Source organism: Pseudomonas sp. HMWF032 (assembly GCF_003060885.1).
In the GTDB taxonomy this organism is placed as follows: Bacteria; Pseudomonadota; Gammaproteobacteria; order Pseudomonadales; family Pseudomonadaceae; genus Aquipseudomonas.
Map to the genome: position 1 here is coordinate 345,298 of NZ_QAIG01000012.1, position 23,117 is coordinate 368,414.

Annotated in this window: 19 protein-coding genes; 14 read left to right on the forward strand and 5 right to left on the reverse strand. The window is 62.2% G+C overall.

What is annotated here, in order from left to right; all coding sequences use genetic code 11:
- Positions 1-5: 5 nt before the first annotated feature.
- Positions 6-998 carry a 2-hydroxyacid dehydrogenase gene (locus DBR00_RS17550; protein WP_108488033.1) on the reverse strand — a complete coding sequence of 331 codons (993 nt, stop codon included), beginning with the start codon at positions 996-998 and terminating at the stop codon, positions 6-8.
- A gap of 35 nt (positions 999-1,033) precedes the next feature.
- Positions 1,034-3,784 (reverse strand): ATP-binding protein, encoded by a 2,751-nt coding sequence (locus tag DBR00_RS17555; RefSeq protein WP_108488032.1) that lies wholly within the window; start codon positions 3,782-3,784, stop codon positions 1,034-1,036.
- Positions 3,785-3,901: 117 nt separating this feature from the next.
- On the opposite strand from DBR00_RS17555, the gene DBR00_RS17560 reads away from it, so the two are divergent.
- The 13 genes from DBR00_RS17560 to DBR00_RS17620 all read left to right on the forward strand — a co-directional run bounded on the left by DBR00_RS17560 (position 3,902) and on the right by DBR00_RS17620 (position 19,215).
- Positions 3,902-4,612, forward strand: coding sequence for a response regulator transcription factor (locus DBR00_RS17560; RefSeq protein WP_108488031.1), 711 nt, complete (start codon positions 3,902-3,904; stop codon positions 4,610-4,612).
- A 3-nt stretch (positions 4,613-4,615) separates the two neighbouring features.
- Positions 4,616-5,956: a histidine kinase sensor domain-containing protein gene (locus DBR00_RS17565; RefSeq protein ID WP_108488030.1), complete on the forward strand. Its 1,341-nt coding sequence runs from the start codon at positions 4,616-4,618 to the stop codon at positions 5,954-5,956.
- 136 nt (positions 5,957-6,092) lie between these two features.
- A complete protein-coding gene (locus DBR00_RS17570; protein ID WP_108488029.1) occupies positions 6,093-8,333 on the forward strand; it encodes a TonB-dependent siderophore receptor in 2,241 nt (746 codons plus the stop codon).
- Between the two features lie 89 nt (positions 8,334-8,422).
- Positions 8,423-9,913 carry a class I SAM-dependent methyltransferase gene (locus DBR00_RS17575; protein ID WP_256583063.1) on the forward strand — a complete coding sequence of 497 codons (1,491 nt, stop codon included), beginning with the start codon at positions 8,423-8,425 and terminating at the stop codon, positions 9,911-9,913.
- The gene (locus DBR00_RS17580; RefSeq protein WP_108488028.1) at positions 9,910-10,806 is read left to right on the forward strand and encodes an alpha/beta hydrolase; all 897 of its coding nucleotides are present in this window, start codon (positions 9,910-9,912) and stop codon (positions 10,804-10,806) included. Before DBR00_RS17575 ends, DBR00_RS17580 begins: the two co-directional genes overlap by 4 nt.
- Positions 10,799-11,095, forward strand: a complete 297-nt coding sequence (locus DBR00_RS17585) for an iron transporter (protein WP_108488027.1) — start codon at positions 10,799-10,801, stop codon at positions 11,093-11,095. The genes DBR00_RS17580 and DBR00_RS17585 overlap by 8 nt, the downstream gene beginning before the upstream one ends.
- Positions 11,092-12,621, forward strand: a complete 1,530-nt coding sequence (locus DBR00_RS17590) for a PepSY domain-containing protein (RefSeq protein ID WP_108488026.1) — start codon at positions 11,092-11,094, stop codon at positions 12,619-12,621. Before DBR00_RS17585 ends, DBR00_RS17590 begins: the two co-directional genes overlap by 4 nt.
- 1 nt (position 12,622) lies before the next feature.
- Entirely contained in the window at positions 12,623-12,961 is a 339-nt protein-coding gene (locus DBR00_RS17595) for a DUF3325 domain-containing protein (protein WP_108488025.1), read from the forward strand.
- A gap of 94 nt (positions 12,962-13,055) precedes the next feature.
- Positions 13,056-13,952 (forward strand): cysteine synthase CysM, encoded by an 897-nt coding sequence (gene cysM, locus DBR00_RS17600; protein ID WP_108488024.1) that lies wholly within the window; start codon positions 13,056-13,058, stop codon positions 13,950-13,952.
- Positions 13,952-15,304, forward strand: a complete 1,353-nt coding sequence (gene rlmD, locus DBR00_RS17605) for a 23S rRNA (uracil(1939)-C(5))-methyltransferase RlmD (RefSeq protein WP_108488023.1) — start codon at positions 13,952-13,954, stop codon at positions 15,302-15,304. The genes cysM and rlmD overlap by 1 nt, the downstream gene beginning before the upstream one ends.
- Positions 15,305-15,433: 129 nt before the next feature.
- A complete protein-coding gene (relA, locus tag DBR00_RS17610) occupies positions 15,434-17,677 on the forward strand; it encodes a GTP diphosphokinase (RefSeq protein WP_108488022.1) in 2,244 nt (747 codons plus the stop codon).
- 27 nt (positions 17,678-17,704) lie between these two features.
- The gene (gene mazG / locus DBR00_RS17615; RefSeq protein ID WP_108488021.1) at positions 17,705-18,535 is read left to right on the forward strand and encodes a nucleoside triphosphate pyrophosphohydrolase; all 831 of its coding nucleotides are present in this window, start codon (positions 17,705-17,707) and stop codon (positions 18,533-18,535) included.
- A gap of 140 nt (positions 18,536-18,675) precedes the next feature.
- Positions 18,676-19,215, forward strand: a complete 540-nt coding sequence (locus DBR00_RS17620) for a DUF2058 domain-containing protein (protein ID WP_108488020.1) — start codon at positions 18,676-18,678, stop codon at positions 19,213-19,215.
- A 76-nt stretch (positions 19,216-19,291) separates the two neighbouring features.
- Here DBR00_RS17620 and DBR00_RS17625 read toward each other — a convergent pair whose 3' ends face one another.
- From DBR00_RS17625 to purM, 3 genes are read right to left on the reverse strand one after another with little or no spacing between them, the layout of a single operon-like run.
- A complete protein-coding gene (locus DBR00_RS17625) occupies positions 19,292-20,008 on the reverse strand; it encodes a DUF3108 domain-containing protein (RefSeq protein WP_108488019.1) in 717 nt (238 codons plus the stop codon).
- A gap of 13 nt (positions 20,009-20,021) precedes the next feature.
- On the reverse strand, positions 20,022-20,672 hold the full coding sequence (gene purN, locus DBR00_RS17630) for a phosphoribosylglycinamide formyltransferase (RefSeq protein WP_108488018.1): 651 nt from the start codon (positions 20,670-20,672) through the stop codon (positions 20,022-20,024).
- Entirely contained in the window at positions 20,672-21,730 is a 1,059-nt protein-coding gene (purM, locus tag DBR00_RS17635; RefSeq protein WP_108488017.1) for a phosphoribosylformylglycinamidine cyclo-ligase, read from the reverse strand. The genes purN and purM overlap by 1 nt, the downstream gene beginning before the upstream one ends.
- A gap of 312 nt (positions 21,731-22,042) precedes the next feature.
- Between purM and DBR00_RS17640 the strand changes: the two genes are divergently transcribed.
- Positions 22,043-23,092, forward strand: coding sequence for a DUF2066 domain-containing protein (locus tag DBR00_RS17640; protein WP_108488016.1), 1,050 nt, complete (start codon positions 22,043-22,045; stop codon positions 23,090-23,092).
- Positions 23,093-23,117 lie beyond the last annotated feature (25 nt).

Consider the following 23,117-nt stretch of genomic DNA (forward strand, 5'->3'; position numbering starts at 1 on the left):
TGCTATCACGCAGTGGCGTGCACCAGATTGATTGGTGCATTGGCCAGCCAGGCGGCGATATTGTCGCGGGTGGTGCTGGCGATCGCGGCCAATGCTTCGTGGGTGAGAAAACCCTGGTGCGCAGTAATCAGCACATTGGGGAAGCTCAGCAGGCGCGCCAGCACATCATCCTGCAGGGGCTGTTCGGAGCGATCCTCGAAGAACAGCTCGGCTTCCTCCTCATAGACATCCAGGCCCAGATAGCCCAGTTGCCCGCTTTTCAGCGCGCCGATCAGCGCCGGGGTATCGATCAGGGCACCGCGCCCGGTATTGATCAGCATCGCGCCGCGCTGCATCTGCTGCAATCGCGCGGCGTTGATCAGGTGGTGGGTAGCGGGGGTGAGCGGGCAGTGCAGGCTGATGATGTCGCTGCCTTCCAGCAGCTGATCCAGCCCGACCTGCTGCGCGCCGGCAGGTAGCTCGGCGATAGGCGTTGGATCATGGATCAGCAACTGGCAGCCGAAGCCGGCCATGATCCGCGCAAAGGTCAGTCCGATCTGTCCGGCACCGATAATGCCGACCTGTTTGCCGTGCAGATCGAAGCCAATCAGCCCGTGCAGGGAGAAGTCGCCCTCGCGGGTGCGGTTGAAGGCGCGGTGAGTACGCCGGTTAAGGGTCATGATCAGCGCCAGGGCATGTTCGGCGATGGCGTGTGGTGAATAAGCCGCTACTCGTACCACAGTGAGCCCGAGCGCGCGCGCGGCGTGCAGGTCGACATGGTTGTAGCCGGCCGAGCGCAAAGCAATCAGCCGTGTACCGCCAGCGGCCAGTTGCTGCAGTACGGCGGCGCTGAGGTCGTCATTGATAAAGGCGCAAACCACTTCGTAACCGGCGGCCAGGCCGGCGCTGTCCTGGCGCAGGCGTGCTTCCTGAAAACTCAGCTGCCAGTCGCACGGGAAACCCGCTGCACTAAAGCTCTGTTGGTCGTAAGGCTTGCTGCTGAACAGGAGGATGCGCATGGGGCTCCTTGACGTCTGGTTTCGCAGCGCCTGAATCAGGCGCTGACCTGGGCGTGCCGCGCCAATCGTTCAATGGCGGCATCCAGCTCATCCAGGGCGTGCTGGGCGGCGGGCGCGTTCTGTTTTAGCAGGGTTTCGCTACGCTGGCAGGCAGCGCGCAGCTGCGGCACGCCGCAGTAACGGGTCGCGCCGTGCAGGCGGTGTACGCGCTCGATCAGGCTGTTGCGCTCGCCACTGTCGCGCGCCTGGCGAATGGCCTGACGGTCGCCGGGCAGGCCGGCGAGCAGCATGCTCAGCATGTCGGCGGCCAGATCCGCCTTGCCGGCAGCCAGGCGCAAACCTTCGTCGGCATCCAGCACGCTGAGGGTGTTAGGCGTGGCGCTGATGCCTGTGTGTTCATCGCTTTGGTTGCGCAGGGCCAGGCCGGTCCATTTGAGTACCACCTGGGCCAGTTGACGCTCGCTGATTGGCTTGGTCAGGTAATCGTCCAGACCGCTTTGCAGCAAGGCGCGTTTCTCGTTGGCGAGCGCGTGGGCCGTCAGCGCAACAATCGGTACCGGGCCCTTGCCGCGTTCGTTCTCCAGTTGGCGAATGGCTTCGGTGGCCTGGCGGCCGTCCATGCCGGGCATCTGCACGTCCATAAAGATCAGGTCGAAGGTCTGCTCGGCGGCTTTTTCCACGGCCTCATAGCCGCTGTTGGCGATGCTCACCTGTGCGCCCATGTCGTCCAGCAGGGTTTGCACCAGCAGCAGGTTGGCCGGGTTGTCATCGACGCAGAGAATGAGTGGCGGGCGGCTAGGGGCGCTTTGCATGTTTTCTGTGCGGTTCTGCCGTGGACTGACCAGCTCGGCCAAGCCACGCTGCAGCTTGCGCGTGCAGGCCGGCTTGGCCTGCAGCTGACTGTACGCATCCGGCAACAGGCTGTGGTACAGCGATTGTTCGGTGGTGGGGCACAGCAGCAGGGTTTTGCAGGCCAGGCGTTCGAGCTCCCAGATGCGTTGATCGAGGCGCTCCGGCGGCAAGGTCTGGGTGCTTACGCCGAGTACCGCCAGTTCGATTGGCTGGGCGCTATGTCGTGCTTCGGCCACGGCGTTGAGCAGGCTGTCGAGGTTATCGAAGCCGCTGACTTGCAGGCCGCAGTCTTCCAGTTGATGTTGCAGAGCCTGACGCGCCAGGTCGTGGTGTTCCAGGGCGGCCGCGTGGCGGCCCAGCAGCGGTGGCCGCGGCAGGTCTTCGGCATCGTCGCGGGCCTTGGGCAGGCTCAGGGTGATCCAGAATTCCGAGCCTTCCTCGGGCGTGCTGTCGACGCCGATTTCGCCACCCATCTGTTCGATCAGGCGCTTGGAAATCACCAGGCCCAGGCCGGTGCCGCCGGCCTGGCGGCTGAGCGAGTTATCGGCCTGGCTGAAAGCCTGGAACAGCTCGCGCAGGTCGTCATCGGAGAGGCCGATGCCAGTGTCCTGCACGCTGATGCGCAGCTGTGCGCGGTCGGCGCTTTCGTCTTCAAGCATGGCGCGAATCACGATGGTGCCAGCGCGGGTGAACTTGATCGCGTTGCTTACCAGGTTGGTCAGCACCTGCTTGAGCCGCAACGGGTCGCCAATCAGTGACAGCGGCGTGTCGCGGTAGACCAGGCTGAGCAGCTCCAGCTGCTTGGCGTGAGCGGCGGGGGCGAGGATGGTCAGGGTGTCCTGCAACAGATCGCGCAGGTTGAACGGGATGTTTTCCAGTACCAGTTTGCCGGCTTCGATCTTCGAGAAATCGAGAATCTCGTTGATGATCGCCAGCAGGCTGTCGGCGGATTTTTCGATGGTGCCCAGGTAATCCTGCTGGCGCGGCGTCAGTTCACTTTTCTGCAGCAGGTTGGTGAAGCCGAGGATGCCGTTGAGCGGGGTGCGGATCTCGTGGCTCATGTTGGCGAGGAACTCGGATTTGATCCGGCTGGCCTCCAGGGCTTCTTTACGCGCCAGATCGAGCTCGATGTTCTGGATTTCGATGGTTTCCAGGTTCTGCCGTACGTCTTCGGTGGCCTGATCGACGCTGTGTTGCAGTTCTTCCTGGGCGTTCTGCAGCGACTCGGCCATGCGGTTGATGCCCGAGGCCAGTTCGTCCAGTTCATGACTGCCGAGTGGCGGCAGGCGGGTTTCCAGGTGGCCGTCTTTAAGTTGGGCGACGCTCTGTTTGATCTGCCGCAGCGGGTCGTTGATGGTGCGGCTCATACGCACGGCGAGCAGGGCGGTGACCATTAGTCCGGTGGCAATCAGCAGCAGGCTGGCCAGCAGGCTGCGGTAGCCGCTGAGCAGGGTGCTGTGATGCGACAACTCCAGTTCGACCCAGCCGAGTAACTGGGTGCCGGGTTCGTTGAATGTACTGCCAGTCAGACTCAGGTGTTGCTGATACACGGGCATGAGAAAGCGTGTGGCGTCCTGGCTGCTGCTCTGTACTGGCTGTAATTCTGCGGTCATGGGCAATGGGGTGAGCATACGTGGTCCGGCATGGGCCACGGGGCCGCGCTCGGCGCTGAGAAAACTCACTGCGCGTACGTCAGGTTGCTCTAGAGCCTGGGTGGCGATGCGTTGCAGCAGGGGGGCATCGCCCGCCAGCAAGGCCGGGGCAGCCAGGGGCGCGAGCTGTTCGCTGATCATCTGGCCGCGCTGCAGCAGTTGCCCTTGCAGGCCCGAGAGCTGCACCCAGGTAAAATACCCGCCCAGCACTAATGCCAGCAGGCTGGTGGGCAGCAGGGTGAGCATGAGCACACGGCCTTTGATGCCTAGATCCTTTAACACGCGACGCCTCCTGGGGTGTGATGTCGGCAGTGTAGCGATTCGGCGAGTGAGAATCTGTAGGTGAGTGTGGGGGGAGTAGCATGTAGAATAATTCTCATTTGCTATGGTGTCGGTCTCGTGTTGAGCTGTGAAATTTCCATCGCACGCATTCTTCTGGTTGAAGACGATCCTTTGCTGGCCAGCCACATGCAGCGCCGCCTGGAAGACTGCGGCTACAGCGTCTGCCATAGCCGCGATGGCGGTGAAGGGTTGCGGCTGGCGGCGGATGAGCATTTTGATCTGGTTCTTCTGGACATTCTGCTTCCGGGGCTGAACGGTTTGCAGGCACTACAGCGGTTGCGCCAATACCGCAGCGTGCCGGTGATTCTGATTTCCGCCTTGGGCGGCGAGCAGGATCGGATTGCCGGTTTCAGTCAGGGCGCGGATGACTACTTGCCCAAGCCTTTCAGCATGGATGAGTTGAGTGTCCGGGTTGCGGCTGTGCTGCGGCGCGTGGCTTATGAGCGGCGTGAATGGCTGCCTGCTGGGGTGGATCCCCATTTGCAGTTTGATGAGGTCCGTATGGATATCTCGCTGCAAGGGCGCTGGGCTGAGCTGACCCATACCGAGTTTCGCCTGCTGGAGCTGTTTGTCCGCCACCCCGAAGAGTTGTTGAGCAAAGCCTTTCTTTATCAGCAGGTGCTGCGCCGAGCTTTCTCGCGCCACGACCGTAGCCTGGACATGCACATCAGCCATGTGCGCCGCAAACTGCTGGCGCTGGGGTACACCGCTGCGCGTCTGGAAACGATCTGGGGCAAAGGTTATCTGTTTACCCGCGAGGGCGTTTGAGCCATGCCGGGACGTCACTCGTTGTTCTGGCGGCTGGCTTTACTGGTCATGGCTTTCTGCCTGCTGATCATCTGGGTTAGCTGGTCCTGGGGCGGGCGTATCGAGTTTCGCGGTTATCTGCTCAGTGAAGCGGCGCAGCAGCAACTGCTTGGTTATGCCGCTGAGGCAGAGCAGGTCTGGCGCAGTGCCGGTGCCGAAGGCGTCGAGCGCTGGCAGGCGCAGATGCAGCAGCGCGAATCTGTCTGGTTGAAAGTGATTGGCCGTGATTTGCGTGCGCTGGGTACACAGGCCTTGAGCCTTGAAGAAAGCGAGCGTTTGACGGCCATGCGCCGTATCGATTGGCCGATGAGCAAGCGCGCCAGTGGCCTGCCGGTCATTGCCTTGCCGTTTCTGCAGCAGCCACAGGATGGCCAACTGGTGATCGAGTTGCCGGAGCGTTTTCTGCCGCAGGGTTTTACCTGGCATGCCCAGTTGTTGGTGCACGGCCTGTTGCCTTGTGGGCTGGCGCTTTTGCTCTGTGCCTTGTTGTATCGCCTGCTGATTACCCCGTTGCAGCACCTGCGTGAGCAGGCCAACGCCCTGCGTGATGAGCAACTGAGTGTGCGCATGGCCAGTCAGATCAGTTCGCGCCGGGATGAACTGGGCGAGCTGGGCCGCGCCTTCGACCATATGGCCGAGCGCCTGCAGGGCATGCTCAGCCTGCAGCGTCAGTTGCTGCGCGATCTGTCCCATGAACTGCGCACGCCTCTGAGCCGATTGCGGGTGGCCTGTGAGAGTGGCCTGGATGCTGAGCTGTTGCGCCAACGCCTGGAGCGCGAGGTCAACGGCATGCAGTGCCTGGTGGATGACACCCTGGAGTTGATCTGGCTGGGGACGGAGCGTCCGCAGCCTGAGTTAGAGCCGATCAGCCTGCCATCACTATGGGCCGTGTTGGTCGAAGATGCCTGCTTTGAAAGCGGCTGGCCGCAGGCGCAGGTGCGCTGCCTGTTGCCTGACGACTGCTGCGTGCTCGGACACCTCAATGGTTTGGCGCAGGCGCTGGAAAACGGTTTGCGCAATGCCATTCGGCATTCACCCTCTGGCGCAATGATCAGCCTGGGTGGGCGCTTGGAACAGGGCGATTGGCTGTTCTGGCTGGAGGATCAGGGTGGCGGCGTTGCGGCCACGCAGCTTGAACAGATGTTCTTGCCGTTTATTCGATTGTCTGCGGATCGGCCAGGCGGTGATGGCTTTGGCCTGGGGTTGGCGATTGCCCGTAGTGCCATGCAGATGCAGGGCGGAGAACTGTGGGCCGAGAATAGCGGGGCTGGACTGCGCCTGAGTTTTCGGTTGAAAAGTGTATAGATTGTAAATGAACTTTACTGCCAAATAAGAATAAGTATCATCTGCGCCGTTCCCGCGTACGGGGTGGGTTGGCGCAGTGCTTTGCTGTCAGCGCCTGCGCCTGGATGCGGACTAATCGCCACAGGAGAGGGTGTTCATGCAGTCGCGATTCAAGCTCAGTCATCTGTCATTGGCCATTGTTGCGGCCGGTCTTTCCCCCTGCACGCTGTTTGCCGCTGATGCGGTCGATGCTGAGGTGGATGCCCTGAGCGCAACCGCCGAGCCCGCCGATGCGATCACGCTCAAGGACGCCGTGGTCACCGCTAAGCAGGAACTCAAGCAGGCGCCGGGCGTATCGATCATCACCGCCGAGGACATCAAGAAGCGTCCGCCGGCCAATGATCTCTCCGATGTGATCCGCCGCGAGCCCGGGGTCAATCTGACGGGTAACAGCACCAGTGGCAGCCGGGGCAACAACCGCCAGATCGACCTGCGCGGCATGGGCCCGGAAAACACCCTGATTCTTATCGATGGCCGTCCTTCCAGCTCGCGCAACGCCGTGCGTTACGGTTGGACCGGTGACCGTGACACCCGTGGCGAAACCAACTGGGTGCCGGCTGAAGAAGTCGAGCGTATCGAAATCCTCCGCGGCCCGGCCGCCGCCCGCTATGGCTCTGGGGCCATGGGTGGGGTGGTGAATATCATCACCAAGCGGCCTACCGAGGAGTTGCGTGGCTCGGTCACCCTGTACGCGATCCAGCCGGAAGACGATGCCGAAGGGGCCGGCCAGCGTGCCAACTTCAACCTCAGCGGTGCGCTGAACGACAGCCTGGCCTTCCGCCTCTATGGCGGTGCCAACAAGACCAATGCCGATGATGCCGACATCAACGGTGAGCATCAGGTGGGGGCCGATACGTTGGTTGCAGGTCGTGAAGGCGTGCGCAACAAGGACATCAGCGGCCTGCTCAGCTGGCAGTTGAACCCCGACCACAGCCTGGACCTGGAAGCCACCTACAGCCGTCAAAGCAACATCTATGCCGGCGACACCATGCTCAATGGCGGTGGCGCATTCGTGAACCAGCTGTATGGCAAGGAAACCAATATCATCCAGCGCAGCAGCTACGCGCTGACCCATAACGGCAGTTACGACTGGGGCAGCTCCACCGCCTCGCTGGCCTACGACTACACCCGCAACGAGCGCCTCAATGAGGGCCTGGCCGGTGGCGGTGAGGGCGCGCCGGCGGAAGGGGCCGGGGTGTTCATGTCGCGCCTGCGTAACACCCGCGCCAATGCCGAAGTCAACCTGCCGCTGGAGGTGGGCGCGCCGCAAGTGCTGACCCTGGGCGGCGAATATCTTTATGAAAGCCTGAATGACCCAGGCTCCATGCGCACGCAGACCTGGGACCCGGGTGTCGGCGGTGTGCCAGCGATTCCCGGTTTTGACCGCAGCCAAACCAAGACCACCGCGCACAGCTTTGCCCTGTTTGCCGAAGACAATATCGAGGCGGGTGAGCGCACCATCGTTACCCCGGGGCTGCGCTATGACGATCATGAGGAATTTGGCGGCAACTGGAGCCCGAGCCTCAATGCCTCCCATGAACTGACCGATGAGCTGACCCTCAAAGGCGGTATCGCCCGGGCCTACAAGACCCCCAACCTGTATCAGTCCAACCCCAACTACCTGCTCTATAGCATGGGTTTTGGCTGCAACGCGGCAGAAGCCAATGCTGGCGGCTGCTACCTGATCGGTAACCCGGACCTGAAGCCGGAAACCAGTATCAACAAGGAAATCGGTCTGGCCCTGGACAAGGGCACCTGGCGTACCAGCGCGACTTACTTTCGCAACGACTACAAGAACAAGATCGTTTCCAGCAACACGGCGGACTTCCGCCTGGCGAACGGTCGTCGTGTACAGAACTGGGAAAACTCTGGCAAGGCGGTGGTCGAGGGGGTTGAAGGCAACCTGTTCGTCACCCTCAGCCCGACGCTGGAATGGAACACCAACTTCACCTACATGATCGAGTCCAAGGACAAGGACAGCGGCGAGCCGCTGAGCATCATCCCCGAGTACACCCTCAACACCAGTCTGGACTGGGCTGCCACCGAGAAGCTGTCGCTGCAGGTCAGTGGCACCTACTACGGTACCCAGGAGTCCCCCAGCTACAACGCTCGGCGCAACGTGGCGATCGACAGCCAGGCACAGAAGGACATCGATCCTTACGGCCTGATGGGCGTCAGCGCCGGCTATGCCTTCAATGAGCAGTACAGCGTGCGCATGGGGATCAACAACCTGTTCGACAAACGCCTCTACCGCGAAGGCAACGCCACCGAAGCCGGGGCCAACACCTACAACGAAGCCGGACGTGCCTACTTCGCCTCGGTCACCGCATCCTTCTAGGTCATCGTGCTCCTTACCCGTTGCTACGGCGGGTTTCGGCTCCGTCAGGCGTGTCCTGGCGGAGCCTTTTCAGTGCAGGAAAACGCTTAATGCAAGTGTGGAATCAGGGGTATCTGGCCGAGTTGCCCTATCCCCATCATGTGCAGCCGCAGTTGGCACCCAGCTGGTTGGTGGCGCTGCAGACGGCCCTCGGGCAACGCGCAAGCAGCCTGTTGTCGGGGTTTCGCTATTGCGAACTGGGTTGTGGGCAAGGCCTGAACAGCCTGTTGCTGGCCGCCAGCAATCCCGAAGGGCAGTTCGTGGCGGTGGATTTCAACCCCCAACATATCGCCCATGGCCGTCGACTGGCCGCCGCTGCGCAGTTGAGCAACATCGAGTTTGTGCAAGCCGATTTCACCGAGCTGCTCGCGCAACCGGGTGAGGGTTACGACTTTATCGTGGCCCATGGGGTGTACAGCTGGGTAGCGCCCGCACAGCGTGAGGCTATCCGTGGCTTTGTCGAGCAGCGCCTCAACGCCAATGGGCTGCTGTGCCTGGGTTATATGTGTCAGCCCGGCATGGCGCCGTTGGCAGCGGCTCAGCGTTTTATCTGGCAACACGCACAACACAGCGAAGGTTCACCGCCGCAGCGTGTGCAGGCGGCGCTGGAGGCATTGCAGGCCTTGCAACAAGGCGGCGCCGGCTATTTTATTGAGCAGCCTGAGATGGCCCGGCTGCTGGCGCGCAGTGCCGAGCAGGGGTTGGATTATCTGGCCCATGAGCTGTTGTGTGAGCATTGGCAGCCGTTGCCGGTGGCCGACGTCATGGCGGAATTTGCCCGCCTTGGCTGTCAACTGATCGGCAGCGCCATTCCACTGGAAAACATCGATGCAGTGTCGTTGCCCGGTAACTGCCTGGTCGCGATTCAGCGCCTGACTGACCCGCTGCTACGGGAAACCGCCAAGGACCTGGCACGTAACCAGGCCCAGCGCAGTGACCTGTACCAACGCGGCGATCAGGCCCTGTCGGCCACAGCGCATCGGCACGCCTTGCTGGACAGCTGTTGGGCATTGTTGCCCGCAGCGCCAGCACCGGGGGCGATTGAGTTCGCCACGCGCATCGGTTCGTTGCAGGGAGCTGCCGAGTTGTATCAGCCGCTGCTGCAGGCCCTTGGCGAGGGGCCGCAGAGCTTTGCCGAGCTGGCGCGGCGCCCCGCCCTGGCGGCGCAGGTTGGCCAGCTCAGCGGTGCCTTGCAGCTGTTGATGTGGGCGGGCTATGCCCATCCGTTGCTGCACGCGCCGGTGGATGTCACGCGCTGTCAGGCACTCAACCGTCTGTTGGCCGAAGGGGCCTTGCAAGGTGAGGGCTACGCGCACCTGGCGGCACCGAGCCTGGGCGCGAGCGTGCCTGCAGATAAGCTTGAAATGGCTGCCACTCGTGTGTTGCTGGAGCATCCGCAGTTACGCGGCGTTTTACTGAGTGAAACCACTCAGGCCCTGCTACGCCGCCACGGCGTAACGGTGGAACAGGCCGCCGAGCGCGTGCAGCGCTTCGAGCAATACACCTTGCCCCGTTGGCAAGTACTGGGGGTAGTGCCATGAAGCGCTACTGGTTGTGGTTGTTCTGTCTGTCCTGGCTGAACGTAGTGAACGCTGCGGATTATCCCGGTTACCAACGGCTTGAGCCGTTTCATGTGCAGTCGGCAGATGCCGAGCGCAGCTATCAAGTGCAGCTGCTGGTACCGGTGCGTGCAGCGCCGGCCAGCGGTTTCCCAGTGCTTTATCTGCTTGATGGCCATGCCGCGCTGGCGGCGCTGAAGGCGCAATGGCTGGCCGAACTGGAGGCGGGGACGCCGCCGCTGCTGGTGTTTATCGGGCATGCCGGTGAGCGGCCCTTCAATGTGCCGGCACGCACCCTCGATTACACCCCGGCACGTCGCGATGGTCAGCCGATGCAGGCCTTCAATGGCGTGCAGGGTGGCGGTGCCGCGGCCTTTCTGGCGTTGCTAGAGCAGCGCATCAAGCCGCAGGTGGCCGCGCAGCAACCGATTGATCCGGCGCAACAGGCGCTCTGGGGGCATTCGTTCGGCGGGCTATTCGTGCTCAACACCCTGCTCACTCAGCCCGCGAGCTTTAGCCGCTACATCGCCGCCAGCCCGTCGCTGTGGTGGCAATCCGGGCTGGTGCTGGAGACCGAACGCGGTTTTGCCGGGGCCACTGCCCAGCTGTTGATCCTACGCGGCAGTGACGAAGGTTTGCCCGGTAACGCTCGACCCGGTGTCGACCCGGCGCAGCTGGAGCAGCGGCGCAAGGCCATGGCCGCGGTTCCGGCCGATGCCGCGCGGCAGATGGCCGAACGCCTGGCGCGCTGGCCGGGCATGCAGGTGACCTATCAGGAATTTGCCGGCTTGGGCCATGGGCCGATGTTGGCCGCGTCCCTGCGGCCGGCACTGCGGATGGCGGCTGGTTTGGCGCAGGAGGGAAGCGATGAGTAAGGCCGCAGAAACAACCCAGGCGTGGCCGATCTGTTCACGGGTGTTGGCCGGGCTGCTGGGCGGCTATGTGTTCACCTACGCATTGACCGCCGCCCTGGCGCAGCTGTTGCCGCTGGACCGGGTGGATGCGCTGCTGATTGCCAGCTTGCTGTCATTCACCGTCTACACCCTGGCGATTCTCTGGGCGTTTGCCGCGCGCAGCGTCTGGCGCGCCTGGGCGGTGGTGCCGGCCGCTGCGCCGCTGGCGCTGATTGGCTTCTGGCCACACCTACTGGAGCGCCTGGCATGAAACAGACCCTGACTCAATCCATGGCCTGGCTGCACACCTGGGGTGGCCTGCTGTTCGGCTGGCTGTTGTTCGCCATTTTCCTCACCGGCAGCCTGGCGGTGTTCGATCAGGAGATTGATCACTGGATGCAGCCGGAGATCCAACAGACGTCGGTCAGCAATGCTCAGGCTGTTGAGCACGCCGTGGCTTATCTGCAACGCCAGCATGCCGATGCCAGCGCCTGGAACATCAGCCTGCCCAGCGAGCGCATGCCTGCCTTGCAGGTGACGGCTGGCGATCGGCGTTCGGGTATCAACACCTACCTGGACCCGCAAACGGGCGAGCCGCTGGCGGTGCGCGAGAGTGCCGGTGGCAGCTTCTTCTTTCATTTCCATTACACCCTGAGTCTGTCGCGCAATCCGGGCATCTGGATTGTCGGCCTGGCCGCCATGGCCATGCTGGTGGCGCTGGTTAGCGGCATCATCATTCACAAGAAATTCTTCAAGGAGTTCTTCACCTTTCGGCCCAACAAGGGGCAGCGCTCCTGGTTGGATGCGCACAACGCCGGGGCGGTTTTGCTGTTGCCGTTTCACCTGATGATCACCTACACAGGCCTGTCGATCTTTGCCCTGATCTACATGCCGGCGGCGCTGGACAGCCTTTACAAAGGTGATTTTGCGGCGTTCTATCGCGAGCACATCGAGGTCATGGAGGCGCCGCGTCAGGCGCCGACTCACCCGGCGCCGCTGACGGCGCTGGCCCCGCTATTGGCTCAGGCCGAAGCACGCATGGGACCGCTGAGCGGTGTGGTGATCGAGCACCCCGGCCGCAGTGATGCGCATATCGAAATGCGCCGGGTGCTGGGTAACCGCATTGCCCTGACCAAAGGCCACAACATGGTGTTTGACGGTGTCACCGGTGAGCTGCTGGCCGGACCGCCTGAGCTGCGCCCCAGTGTGCTGGCGCAACGGGTGATGTTTGGCCTGCACTTTGCGCAGTTCGGCGGCTACCCGATGCGCTGGTTGTACTTTGTCTGCGGCGTGCTCAGCAGCGCCATGATCGCCACCGGGCTGGTGCTGTTTACCGTCAAGCGGCGGCGTAAATACGCCAGTGAAAGCCCCCTGGGGCAACAGCTCTATCGCCTGGTGGAAAGCCTCAATGTGGCGGTGATCAGCGGTCTGGCCGTCGCCTGTATCGGCCTGCTGTGGCTCAACCGCCTGTTGCCACAGGAGCTGGCTCAGCGTGCCGTTTGGGAAGTGCGTGGTTTCTTTGCGCTGTGGCTGCTGAGCCTGCTGCACGCCTGGCTGCGCCCGCGCCTGCAGGCCTGGCGCGAGCAGCTGAGCCTGGCGGCGTTGCTGTGCCTGGGCTTACCGCTGCTCAGTGCAGTCAGTGACGGCCAGGCCTGGGGTGACAGCATGCGCCTGTGGCTGGAGGTGACGGTGATAGCACTGGGCCTGCTGCTGGCCTGGAGTGTCTGGCGTTTGCGTCAGCCGCAGGTGCAACACAGCGAGCGGCGGGTGCGGCATGCACAGGCGCAGGTGAATTGAGATGATGACGGCATTCTTGGGCAGTTTGTTGCTGGCCTACAGCAGCATGCTGGCGCTGTGTCAGGGCCTGGAGCGGCACTACAAGCAGGTCTGGGGCAAGGCGCCGACGCGGCTGCAACGTCGCATTCTGCGTGGCAGTGGCTGGTTGCTGCTGGTGGCCAGCCTGTGGGGTTGCGCGCAAGCCTGGGGCTGGGCGATGGGCCCGGTGGGCTGGTTCGGCATGCTGTCGCTGAGCGGCTTTGCCCTGGCGCTGCTGTTGCCTTATGCACCGCGCCTGGCGGTGTACGCACCGGTGCTGGGGCTGCCGTGCTGGCTGTTGCTGTATGCCCTGGCGGGTTAATTTTGCTGCGTTGTAGTGGTGTTCGCTGATATGGCCGAGCGCAGTTTGCCGTTATCATGGCGCTCTTCTTTGCTTCTGGATCATTTCGTTCGCCATGAGCCTGCATTACCCAACCATCGCCGATTGCGTCGGCAACACCCCGCTGGTGCGCCTGCAGCGCTTACCGGGTAACACCAGCAACACCCTGCTGTTGAAGCTGGAAGGCAACAATCCGGCCGGTTCGGTAAAGGACCGGCCGGCGTTGTCGATGATCACCCGCGCCGAGCAGCGCGGTGACATTCAGCCCGGTGATGTGTTGATCGAAGCCACCAGCGGCAATACCGGTATTGCCTTGGCCATGGCGGCGGCGATCAAGGGGTATCGCATGGTGCTGATCATGCCCGACAACTCCACTGCGGAGCGTAAGGCGGCAATGACCGCCTACGGTGCGCAGCTGATTCTGGTGGGCGGCATGGAAGAGGCGCGCGACCTGGCCTTGCAGATGCAGGCGGATGGCAAGGGCAAGGTGCTCGATCAGTTTGCCAACGGCGATAACCCCATTGCCCACTACACCAGCACCGCCCCGGAAATCTGGCAGCAGACGGGCGGGCAGATCACCCATTTCATCAGCTCCATGGGCACCACCGGGACCATCATGGGCGTGTCGCGCTTCCTGAAAGAGCAGAAGCCCGAGGTGCAGATTGTCGGTTTGCAGCCCATGGAAGGCTCGGCCATTCCCGGTATCCGGCGTTGGCCGCAGGAGTACCTGCCGAAGATCTATCAGGCCGAGCGGGTGGACCGCATCATCGACATGAGCCAGCAGGAGGCTGAAGACGTGATGCGTCGTCTGGCGCGTGAGGAAGGCATCTTCTGCGGGGTGTCTTCCGGCGGTTCGGTGGCGGCGATGCTGCGTCTGTCCCAGGAAGTGGAGAACGCGGTGATGGTGGCGATCATCTGCGACCGGGGCGACCGTTACTTGTCCAGTGGCGTTTACGACGCCCCGAGCAACTGATGGCCAAGAAAGACGGCGGTCTGCGCTTTCAACCCAGCGGTGGTTCCCGGGCGCCCCAGGTGCCAGTGGGCAAGAAGCAGAAACTGGCTATTGAGCGTTTGGCCAACGATGGCCGTGGCATCGCTTTCAGCGAAGGGCGTACCTGGTTTATCAGCGGCGCACTGGCTGGCGAGCAGATCGAAGCGCGGGTGCTGAGTGCCCATGGCAAGGTGGTCGAGGCGCGGGTCGAGCGCATTCTCACCGCCAGCGCTGAGCGGCGTGACGAGGCCTGCACACATGCCAAAGTCTGTGGCGGTTGCAGCTTGCAACATATGCCCCATGCCGATCAGCTTGCCCTGAAACAGCGCATGCTCGCCGAGCAGCTCAGCCGCTTGGCCAATCTTGAACCGCAAGAGTGGGCGGCGCCACTGGTCGGCCCTGAGCTGGGCTATCGCCGCCGCGCACGGATTGCCGTGCGCTGGGACAACAAGGCCAAGCGCCTGGATGTGGGTTTTCGTGCAGCGGCGAGCCAGGACATTATTGCCATCAGCGATTGCCCGGTGCTGGTACAACCCTTGCAGCCGATCCTGCGTGCATTACCCCAGGTGCTGCGTGAGTTGGATAAACCTCAGGCCATTGGTCATGTTGAGTTGTTCAGCGGCAGCTCCAGTGCTGTGCTGATAAGGCATACCGCCGCATTGAGCGAGACAGATCTGGCCCGGTTGCAGGCGTTCTGCACTGAGCAGGCTGCGCAGCTCTGGTTGCATGGCACGGCGGAGCCGCAGCCGTTTGATCCTGCGCAGCAACTGAGTTATCGCCTGGATGCGTTTGCTCTCGACTTGGCATATCGACCTGGTGATTTTGTGCAGGTCAACCAGCCGGTGAATGACGCCATGGTCGCGCAGGCGCTGGATTGGCTGGCGCCGCAGGCCGATGAGCGGGTGCTGGATCTATTCTGCGGCCTGGGCAACTTCGCCTTGCCGCTGGCCCAGCGGGTGCGTGAATTGATTGCCGTGGAGGGCGTGCAGGCCATGGTGGAGCGTGCCGCGCTGAACGCCAGGATAAATGGTTTGGGCAATGCGCACTTTTTCCAGGCCGACCTGTCCAAGCCGCTGGTCGAAGCGAGCTGGGCGCAGGGCGGTTTTGCCGCGGTGCTGTTGGACCCGCCGCGGGATGGCGCGTTGCAGGCGGTCAAGCAAATGACGGCGTTGGGCGTCAAACGGGTGCTGTATGTGTCGTGCAACCCAACGACCCTGGCCCGTGACAGCGCCGAGTTGCTGGCGCAAGGCTATCGGCTGGAACGTGCCGGTATCCTCGATATGTTTCCGCAAACCGCGCACGTCGAAGCGATGGCGCTGTTTGTCAGGCAGTAGATAGAAGCGCCGTATCCCGGTGCTGCAGGGGCGTGCAGGGATTGCGCCTTAAGTGGTTAAACCGACCGGCTCAGAGAAGGCGGCGACTGTTCGGTGTGCTTGGCGCGCACCGTAGGGAAGGTAAACAAGATGGTTCAGGTCAGAGCGCATCAGCCGATCAATGACGACGGCAGCATCAACCTTGAAGCCTGGCTCGAGCATGTGCTGAGTGTTGATCCGGCGTTGGATCGTGACGCACTGCGCGAGGCCTGCGAGTTCGCCCGCGAGGCCGAACAGCAGGCCAATGCCGCCAAGAATCTGTGGACCGAGGGCGCCTCGAGTTTCCGCTCCGGTCTGGAAATCGCCGAAATTCTCGCCGACCTCAAGCTCGATCAGGACTCCCTGGTCGCAGCCGTAATCTACCGCTGCGTGCGCGAAGGCAAGGTGCCGTTGGCGCGGGTGCATCAGCGTTTCGGCCCGGTGGTGGCCAAACTGGTGGAAGGCGTGCTGCGCATGGCCGCGATCAGCGCCTCCTTGAACCCGCGTGATTCCCTGGTGCTCGGCTCTCAGGCGCAGGTGGAAAACCTGCGCAAGATGCTTGTGGCAATGGTTGATGACGTGCGCGTGGCGCTGATCAAACTGGCCGAACGCACCTGCGCGATTCGGGCGGTAAAAGAGGCCGATGACGAAAAGCGCCAGCGTGTGGCCCGCGAAGTGTTCGATATCTATGCGCCGCTGGCTCACCGTTTGGGCATCGGCCACATCAAGTGGGAGCTGGAGGATCTGTCGTTCCGCTACCTGGAGCCGGAGCAGTACAAGCAGATCGCCAAGCTGCTGCATGAACGCCGACTGGACCGCGAGCATTACATCAATGAAGTGATGGGTCAGCTGCGCGAGGAATTAGAGGCCACCGGGATCAAGGCCGACATCAGTGGCCGGGCCAAACACATCTATTCGATCTGGCGCAAAATGCAGCGCAAGGGGCTGCAGTTCAGCCAGATCTACGATGTGCGCGCGGTGCGCGTGCTGGTGCCACAGGTGCGTGATTGCTACACCGCCCTCGGTATCGTCCACACCCTGTGGCGGCATATTCCCAAGGAGTTCGACGACTACATCGCCAACCCCAAGGAAAACGGCTACCGCTCGCTGCACACCGCTGTGCTGGGCCCGGAAGGCAAGGTGCTGGAGGTGCAAATCCGCACCCAATCGATGCACGAAGAGGCCGAGCTGGGTGTGTGCGCACACTGGCGCTACAAGGGCACCGACGTTAAAGCCAGCTCCAACCATTACGAAGAGAAGATTTCCTGGCTGCGCCAGGTGCTCGAATGGCATGAGGAGCTGGGCGATATCGGCGGCCTGGCCGAACAGCTGCGGGTGGATATCGAGCCCGACCGGGTCTATGTCTTCACTCCGGACGGTCACGCCATCGACCTGCCCAAGGGCGCAACGCCGCTGGATTTCGCCTACCGTGTGCACACCGAGATTGGCCACAACTGCCGTGGCGCCAAGATCAACGGGCGCATCGTGCCGCTCAACTACAGCCTGCAGACCGGCGAGCAGGTGGAAATCATCACCAGCAAGCACGGCACGCCAAGCCGCGACTGGCTCAACTCCAACCTCGGTTACGTCACCACCAGTCGAGCGCGGGCGAAGATCGTCCACTGGTTCAAGCTGCAGGACCGCGACCAGAACGTTGCCGCTGGCAAGCAGCAGCTTGAGCGCGAACTGCTGCGTTTGGGCTTGCCGCATGTGGACTTCGACAAGCTGGCTGAGAAGGCCAACCTGAAAACCAGCGAGGACCTGTTTGCCTCGCTCGGCGCGGGTGATTTGCGCCTGGTGCAACTGGTCAACCTGGCGCAGCAACTGGTCGAGCCGGATCGGGTCAACGAACAGCTGGAGCTGATCCCGCGCAAGGCGCTGGGCTTCAAGCCGGGCAAGCGTGGCGATATCCAGATTCAGGGCGTCGGCAACCTGCTGACGCAGATGGCCGGCTGCTGCCAACCGCTGCCGGGCGACCCGATCGTCGGCTATATCACTCAGGGTCGTGGTGTGAGTATTCACCGCCAGGACTGCGCCTCGGTGCTGCAACTGGCCGGGCGTGAGCCAGAGCGGATTATCCAGGTCAACTGGGGCCCGGTGCCGGTGCAGACCTACCCGGTGGAAATAGTCATCAAGGCCTACGACCGTTCCGGCCTGCTGCGTGATGTGACCCAGGTGCTGCTCAACGAAAAACTCAATGTGCTGGCGGTGAACACCCGTTCGAACAAGGACGACAACACCGCGTCCATGTCGATCACCGTGGAAATTCCTGGGCTGGATGCGCTTGGGCGCTTGTTGGGGCGTATTTCGCAGTTGCCGAATATCATCGAAGCCCGTCGCCATCGGGTTTCCTGAGGCGATTACGACCTAACGGGATTTGCCATGTACCAACTCGACGACCTGCTGCACCTGATGGCCCGGCTGCGCGACCCGCAGCACGGTTGCCCATGGGACCTCAAACAGAGCTACGCGACCATCGTGCCGCACACCATTGAAGAGGCGTACGAGGTGGCCGATGCCATCGAGCGCGGTGACTTCGATCATCTGCCGGGTGAGCTGGGCGACCTGCTGTTTCAGGTGGTGTATTACAGCCAGCTGGGGCGTGAAGAAGGGCGCTTCGAGTTTGCCCAGGTGGTCGATGCCATCACCACCAAGCTGATTCGCCGTCATCCCCATGTGTTCCCCGATGGCGATCTGTATGGCGCAGTGGACGTGGCCAAGCTGGAAGAGGCCGCGGTCAAACAACGCTGGGAAGAGATCAAGGCCGGAGAGCGTGCCGAGAAGGCTGTGGCCCCAGAGCAACTCTCGCTGCTCGATGATGTGCCTACGGCGTTGCCGTCGCTGAGCCGGGCGATCAAGTTGCAGAAGCGTGCCGCGCAGGTTGGTTTCGACTGGCCCGAGGCTTTGCCTGTGGTGGACAAAGTGCGCGAAGAGTTGGATGAAGTGCTCGAGGCCATGAGTGAAAACGACCCCGAGGCGATTGGCGAAGAAATCGGCGACCTGCTATTTGTGGTCAGCAACCTGGCACGGCATCTCAAGGTTGATCCAGAAACCGCTCTGCGTGCGGCTAACGCCAAGTTCGAGCGACGTTTTCGTTTTATCGAGCAGGCATTGCGCGAAGCGGGGCGCAGCATGGAAGATTGCGCCCTGGATGAGTTGGACGCGCTCTGGGGTGAAGCCAAAAAACTGGAAAAGCAGACCCCGAGTTGCTGAGCCCTTAGGGTGGATGACGTTATTCTCATCCACCGTCGGCAGGCACACGCAGGATGGTGAAGCGTCATCCTCTGTGCGAATAATGCGTCACGATTGCGCTGGGTACGCCCAGTTAATATTGAAGGTTGGAAAGGTAGGTTATGGCTCTCTCACTACGCGATCAGCTGCTCAAAGCCGGGCTGGTCAACGAAAAGCAGGCCAAGCAGGCCGGCAAGCAGCAGCAGAAACAGCAGCGCCTGGTGCATAAAGGTCAGGCCGAGAAGGACGAATCGCAAAAGCTTGCCGCCCAGCAGGCCATGGCTGAAAAGGCCGCGCGTGACCAGGAGCTGAACCGTCAGCAGCAGGAAAAGATCGAGCAGAAGGCCCGTGCCGCGCAGATCAAGCAGCTGATTGAAGTCTCGCGCTTGCCCAAGCTGACCACCGAGGATTACTACAACTTCGTTGACGACAAGAAGGTCAAGCGTCTGTCGGTCAACACCCTGATGCGCAATAAGCTCAGCAGTGGCTCGCTCGCCATCGTCCGCCACGGCGGCGGCTATGAAGTGATTCCGCGTGAAGCGGCGTTGAAGATTCAGGAGCGCGACGCCCAGCGTGTGGTGCTGCTCAATACCCCGACTGAAGCGCCGGATGCCGATGATCCCTATGCGGCCTATCAGGTGCCGGACGATCTGATGTGGTAATGGCGCCGAGCCGAACCTACGGACATCAGCCCAATAAAAAGCCGAGCACGTAGCTCGGCTTTTTCATGGTGTTAACTCAGTCCTGGCGGCCTACAACGGCTTTACCGTCGACGGTGCCGTCCTTGAGCATGATCTGGTATTCCTTGCCGTCTTTCTCGACCTGATGCAAGCGCACCAGCAGGAAGTCCCAGTCCTTGGCAAACCAGAGGATGGTCTTGCGGCTGCTTTGCGTCGGGTCGCGCACGCGTTCGACTTTGATTGCGTCGATAAGACCGGCCTTGGTGCGCACGGCTTCCTCGCCGAGCACGCGGAAATCGTAGGTTTCCACTTCATCACCATCGACCACTTGATAGCTCATGGTCTTGGTGCCGGCGGCCACGTCGTATTGCAGGGCCAGTTGGTAGGTTGACTTGTCCAGCAGGCCACGGTTCAGCGGCAGGCGCACCGGGGTGTCGCGATCACTGCCAATGACCTGTTTGGCACTCCAGTCGAAGTCGTGCTCGATCTTCTTGCCCTTGCCCAGGCCGTTGCGCTCATACAGGTAGGTCTGCGGCAGGAAGACTTCTTTGTCCACGCGCAAGGTGCTTTGTTCGGTCAGGCTGGCGACCAGCATGGAGGCTTCGAAGTTCAGCTTCCATACGCCGTTATCCAGGGCTTCAAGGCTGCGTTCGGCGCTGCCGCTGACGGGCAGTTGCTTCCAGTCGGCGGTGTAGCTGGCGGAGAAGGGTTTCAGCTCGACGGCCAGTGCCGGCAGGCTCAAAAGTGTCAGTGCGAACAATAAGGCGCGACCCATGGTGTCTCCTTGATTACGTTCGAATTAGCTGTCCAGTGCTCGGTAACAGTTGCTCATCCAACATCGCCCCCTGCGCGGCCAGCTGCAAACGGCCTTCGGCAAACCAGCGCACGGCCAGCGGGTAAATCACATGTTCCTGCTCGTGTACACGTTGCGCCAGGCTGGTGGGCGAGTCATCCGACTGTACCGGTACCACTGCCTGTACGACCAGTGGTCCACCATCGAGTTCCTCGCTGACGAAGTGCACGCTGCAGCCGTGTTCGCTGTCACCCGCTTCCAGCGCCCGCTGGTGGGTGTGCAGGCCTTTGTATTTCGGCAGCAAGGAGGGGTGGATATTCAGCAGACGGCCGGTGTAGTGGCTGACGAAGGCGGGGGTGAGAATGCGCATAAACCCCGCCAGCACCACCAACTGCGGATCAAACGCATCAATGGCCTCGACCAGCGCGGCATCGAAGGCTTCGCGGCCGTCGAATTGCTTGTGATCGAGCACGGCGGTGGCGATGCCAGCCTGTGTGGCGCGCTCCAGGCCATAGGCATCGGCGCGGTTGGAAATCACCGCGGCGATGCGTGCCGGATTGCCGTCATGGGCGATGCTGTCGATCAGCGCCTGCAGGTTACTGCCGGAGCCGGAGATCAGCACCACCACATTGCACTGTGCCGACATTAGTGCTGTTTCAGGTTGTTCAGCACGACCTGGGCGGCCCCTTCGGCAGCTGTGCCGATTTGCCCGATCACCCATGGTTGCTCGCCAGCGGCGGTCAGGGTCTGCAGGGTGACGTCGACTTGATCCTGCGCCACGCAGATCACCATGCCGACGCCGCAGTTGAGCACGCGGTGCATCTCGTGCTCATCCACATTGCCTTTTTCCTGCAGCCAGTCGAATACCGCCGGGCGCGTCCAGCTGGCCACGTCGACCACGGCCTGGGCGCCTTTGGGCAGCACGCGCGGGATGTTGTCGAGCAAACCGCCACCGGTGATGTGGGCCATGGCTTTAACTGCACCCGTTTCTTTGATCAGCTTGAGCAGCGGTTTGACGTAGATGCGCGTCGGTGCCATCAGCAGGTCGGTCAGCGGCTTGCCATCGACCTGGGTGGTCTCGATATCCGCCCCGGAGACTTCGATGATCTTGCGGATCAGCGAGTAGCCGTTGGAGTGCGGGCCGGAGGACGGCAGGGCGATCAGCGCGTCACCGGTGGCGACTTTCGAGCCGTCAATGATTTCGGCTTTTTCTACTACACCGACGCAGAAACCGGCCAGGTCGTAGTCTTCGCCTTCGTACATGCCGGGCATCTCAGCGGTTTCACCGCCAACCAGGGAGCAGCCTGCCAGTTCGCAGCCGGCGCCGATGCCGGTGACCACGGTGGCGGCGACGTCGACATTGAGCTTGCCGGTGGCGTAGTAATCGAGGAAGAACAGCGGCTCGGCACCACAGACGACCAGGTCGTTGACACACATGGCAACCAGGTCCTGGCCAATGCTGTCATGCTTGTTCAGGTTCAGCGCCAGGCGCAGCTTGGTGCCCACGCCATCGGTGCCGGAGACCAGCACCGGTTGTGTGTAGCCAGCCGGGATCTCGCACAGCGCGCCGAAGCCGCCCAGCCCACCCATGACTTCCGGACGCGCGGTGCGCTTGGCCACGCCTTTGATGCGTTCGACCAGGGCTTCGCCCGCGTCGATATCTACACCTGCGTCCTTGTAGCTGATGGAGGGTTGCTTGCTCATAGATCCAGGCCTTTAGGGGGAAATTCGGATTGGCACCACCGCTTATGGCGGCGGTCTGCGAAGGCGCGCGATTTTATCAGGCTTGCCCGGCAGCGGCCACCCGCGAAGGTTGCCGGTGTAGGGGCGGCTGTTTAAGCTCGAAATGGGGTTGTTCTTGGCTACCTGCGACTGAAAAGGGCTTTGGAATGCGCCTTAACAGCACCTAAACTCGCACTCTTGAGCCAGCGACTCCTGCTTTATGTGGTGTGGGTTGGCCGTAACTGTTGTTAAACCTGGCCTGCGCGCCACTTTCCGTCCGTCGAGAATTCATCCATGCGTTTGACCGCTCGCCTGCTTCTAGTCTGTTTGTCGCTGTCTGGCCTGCCGGCGTTTGCTGCGCCAGTGAGTGATCTGTACCAAGTCCGCGAAGCGGTCAGCAGCCAGCAACCGGAAGAGCGCGCTGCGGCTCTGAGCCGCGCGCTGGATACCCTGGTGCTGCGCCTGACCGGCAAGGCCGATGCGGCACAGAACCCGGCACTGGCGGCGCTGCGCAAGGACCCGCAACAGATCATCAGCCAATATGGCTATGAGGGCGAGCAGCTGCTGGTCGACTTTGACCCACTGAGCACCGATCGCAGCCTGCGTCAGGCGGGCCTGGCGTTGTGGGGCGCCAATCGCCCGAGCATTTTGCTGTGGTGGCTGAGTGATGCCAGCGACGGCAGCCGTCTGCTCGGCGATGGCCAAGCTGCTGCCGCACCTCTCAACCAGGCCGCGCATCACCGCGGTCTGCCACTGCGCTTGCCGTTGGCCGACCTGGCCGAGCAACTGGTGGCGGTGCCAGAGAACCTCATGGCCAATGATCCGGCTGCCTTGCGTGAAGCCTCCGAACGCTACGCCGCCGATGCCTTGCTGGCAGTTGTGGCGCGCGAAGCAAGCGGTCAATGGCAGGCCGAGTGGCGCTTGTGGCTGGGTGATGAGCGTGAGCAGGGCACTGTGCAGGGTGCCGATCAAGCCGTGTTGGCCGATGCTATTCTGTTGGACGTTAACCAGCGTCTGGCCCCCCGCTTTATTGTCGCAATCGGTGCCGCCAGTGCTCTTAATGTGGAAGTGCAGGGCGTTGACCTGGCGCGTTACGCCGAATTGCAGCGCATTCTCGAACCCTTCGCGGCGCAACTGCGTAAGGTTCAGGGTGATACGCTGACCTTTGTGGTCAATGCCAATGCAGAGCAGTTGCGTGCGCAACTGGGGCTGGCGCGCCTGCAGGAAGTGCCGGCAGAAGCACCAGTGGTTGACGCCAGCCAGTTGGTTACGCCGCCGGCTACTGCGGCTGAGCCCGTTTCCGCAGTGGTAGCGCCTGAGAATGTGCTGAGGTTTCGCTGGTGACTGCGACAATTACCCCGGTCCCTGA

What these genes read in the sequence shown, in the direction of transcription:
- rlmD (WP_108488023.1), top strand. Translation starts at nt 13,952, where the DNA reads ATGGCCAAGAAAGACGGCGGTCTGCGCTTTCAACCCAGCGGTGGTTCC.
- relA (WP_108488022.1), top strand. Translation starts at nt 15,434, where the DNA reads ATGGTTCAGGTCAGAGCGCATCAGCCGATCAATGACGACGGCAGCATC.
- DBR00_RS17595 (WP_108488025.1), top strand. Translation starts at nt 12,623, where the DNA reads ATGATGACGGCATTCTTGGGCAGTTTGTTGCTGGCCTACAGCAGCATG.
- cysM (WP_108488024.1), top strand. Translation starts at nt 13,056, where the DNA reads ATGAGCCTGCATTACCCAACCATCGCCGATTGCGTCGGCAACACCCCG.
- DBR00_RS17550 (WP_108488033.1), bottom strand. Translation starts at nt 998, where the DNA reads ATGCGCATCCTCCTGTTCAGCAGCAAGCCTTACGACCAACAGAGCTTT.
- purN (WP_108488018.1), bottom strand. Translation starts at nt 20,672, where the DNA reads ATGTCGGCACAGTGCAATGTGGTGGTGCTGATCTCCGGCTCCGGCAGT.
- DBR00_RS17590 (WP_108488026.1), top strand. Translation starts at nt 11,092, where the DNA reads ATGAAACAGACCCTGACTCAATCCATGGCCTGGCTGCACACCTGGGGT.
- DBR00_RS17565 (WP_108488030.1), top strand. Translation starts at nt 4,616, where the DNA reads ATGCCGGGACGTCACTCGTTGTTCTGGCGGCTGGCTTTACTGGTCATG.
- DBR00_RS17640 (WP_108488016.1), top strand. Translation starts at nt 22,043, where the DNA reads ATGCGTTTGACCGCTCGCCTGCTTCTAGTCTGTTTGTCGCTGTCTGGC.
- purM (WP_108488017.1), bottom strand. Translation starts at nt 21,730, where the DNA reads ATGAGCAAGCAACCCTCCATCAGCTACAAGGACGCAGGTGTAGATATC.
- DBR00_RS17580 (WP_108488028.1), top strand. Translation starts at nt 9,910, where the DNA reads ATGAAGCGCTACTGGTTGTGGTTGTTCTGTCTGTCCTGGCTGAACGTA.
- DBR00_RS17625 (WP_108488019.1), bottom strand. Translation starts at nt 20,008, where the DNA reads ATGGGTCGCGCCTTATTGTTCGCACTGACACTTTTGAGCCTGCCGGCA.
- DBR00_RS17620 (WP_108488020.1), top strand. Translation starts at nt 18,676, where the DNA reads ATGGCTCTCTCACTACGCGATCAGCTGCTCAAAGCCGGGCTGGTCAAC.
- DBR00_RS17570 (WP_108488029.1), top strand. Translation starts at nt 6,093, where the DNA reads ATGCAGTCGCGATTCAAGCTCAGTCATCTGTCATTGGCCATTGTTGCG.
- DBR00_RS17575 (WP_256583063.1), top strand. Translation starts at nt 8,423, where the DNA reads ATGCAAGTGTGGAATCAGGGGTATCTGGCCGAGTTGCCCTATCCCCAT.
- mazG (WP_108488021.1), top strand. Translation starts at nt 17,705, where the DNA reads ATGTACCAACTCGACGACCTGCTGCACCTGATGGCCCGGCTGCGCGAC.
- DBR00_RS17585 (WP_108488027.1), top strand. Translation starts at nt 10,799, where the DNA reads ATGAGTAAGGCCGCAGAAACAACCCAGGCGTGGCCGATCTGTTCACGG.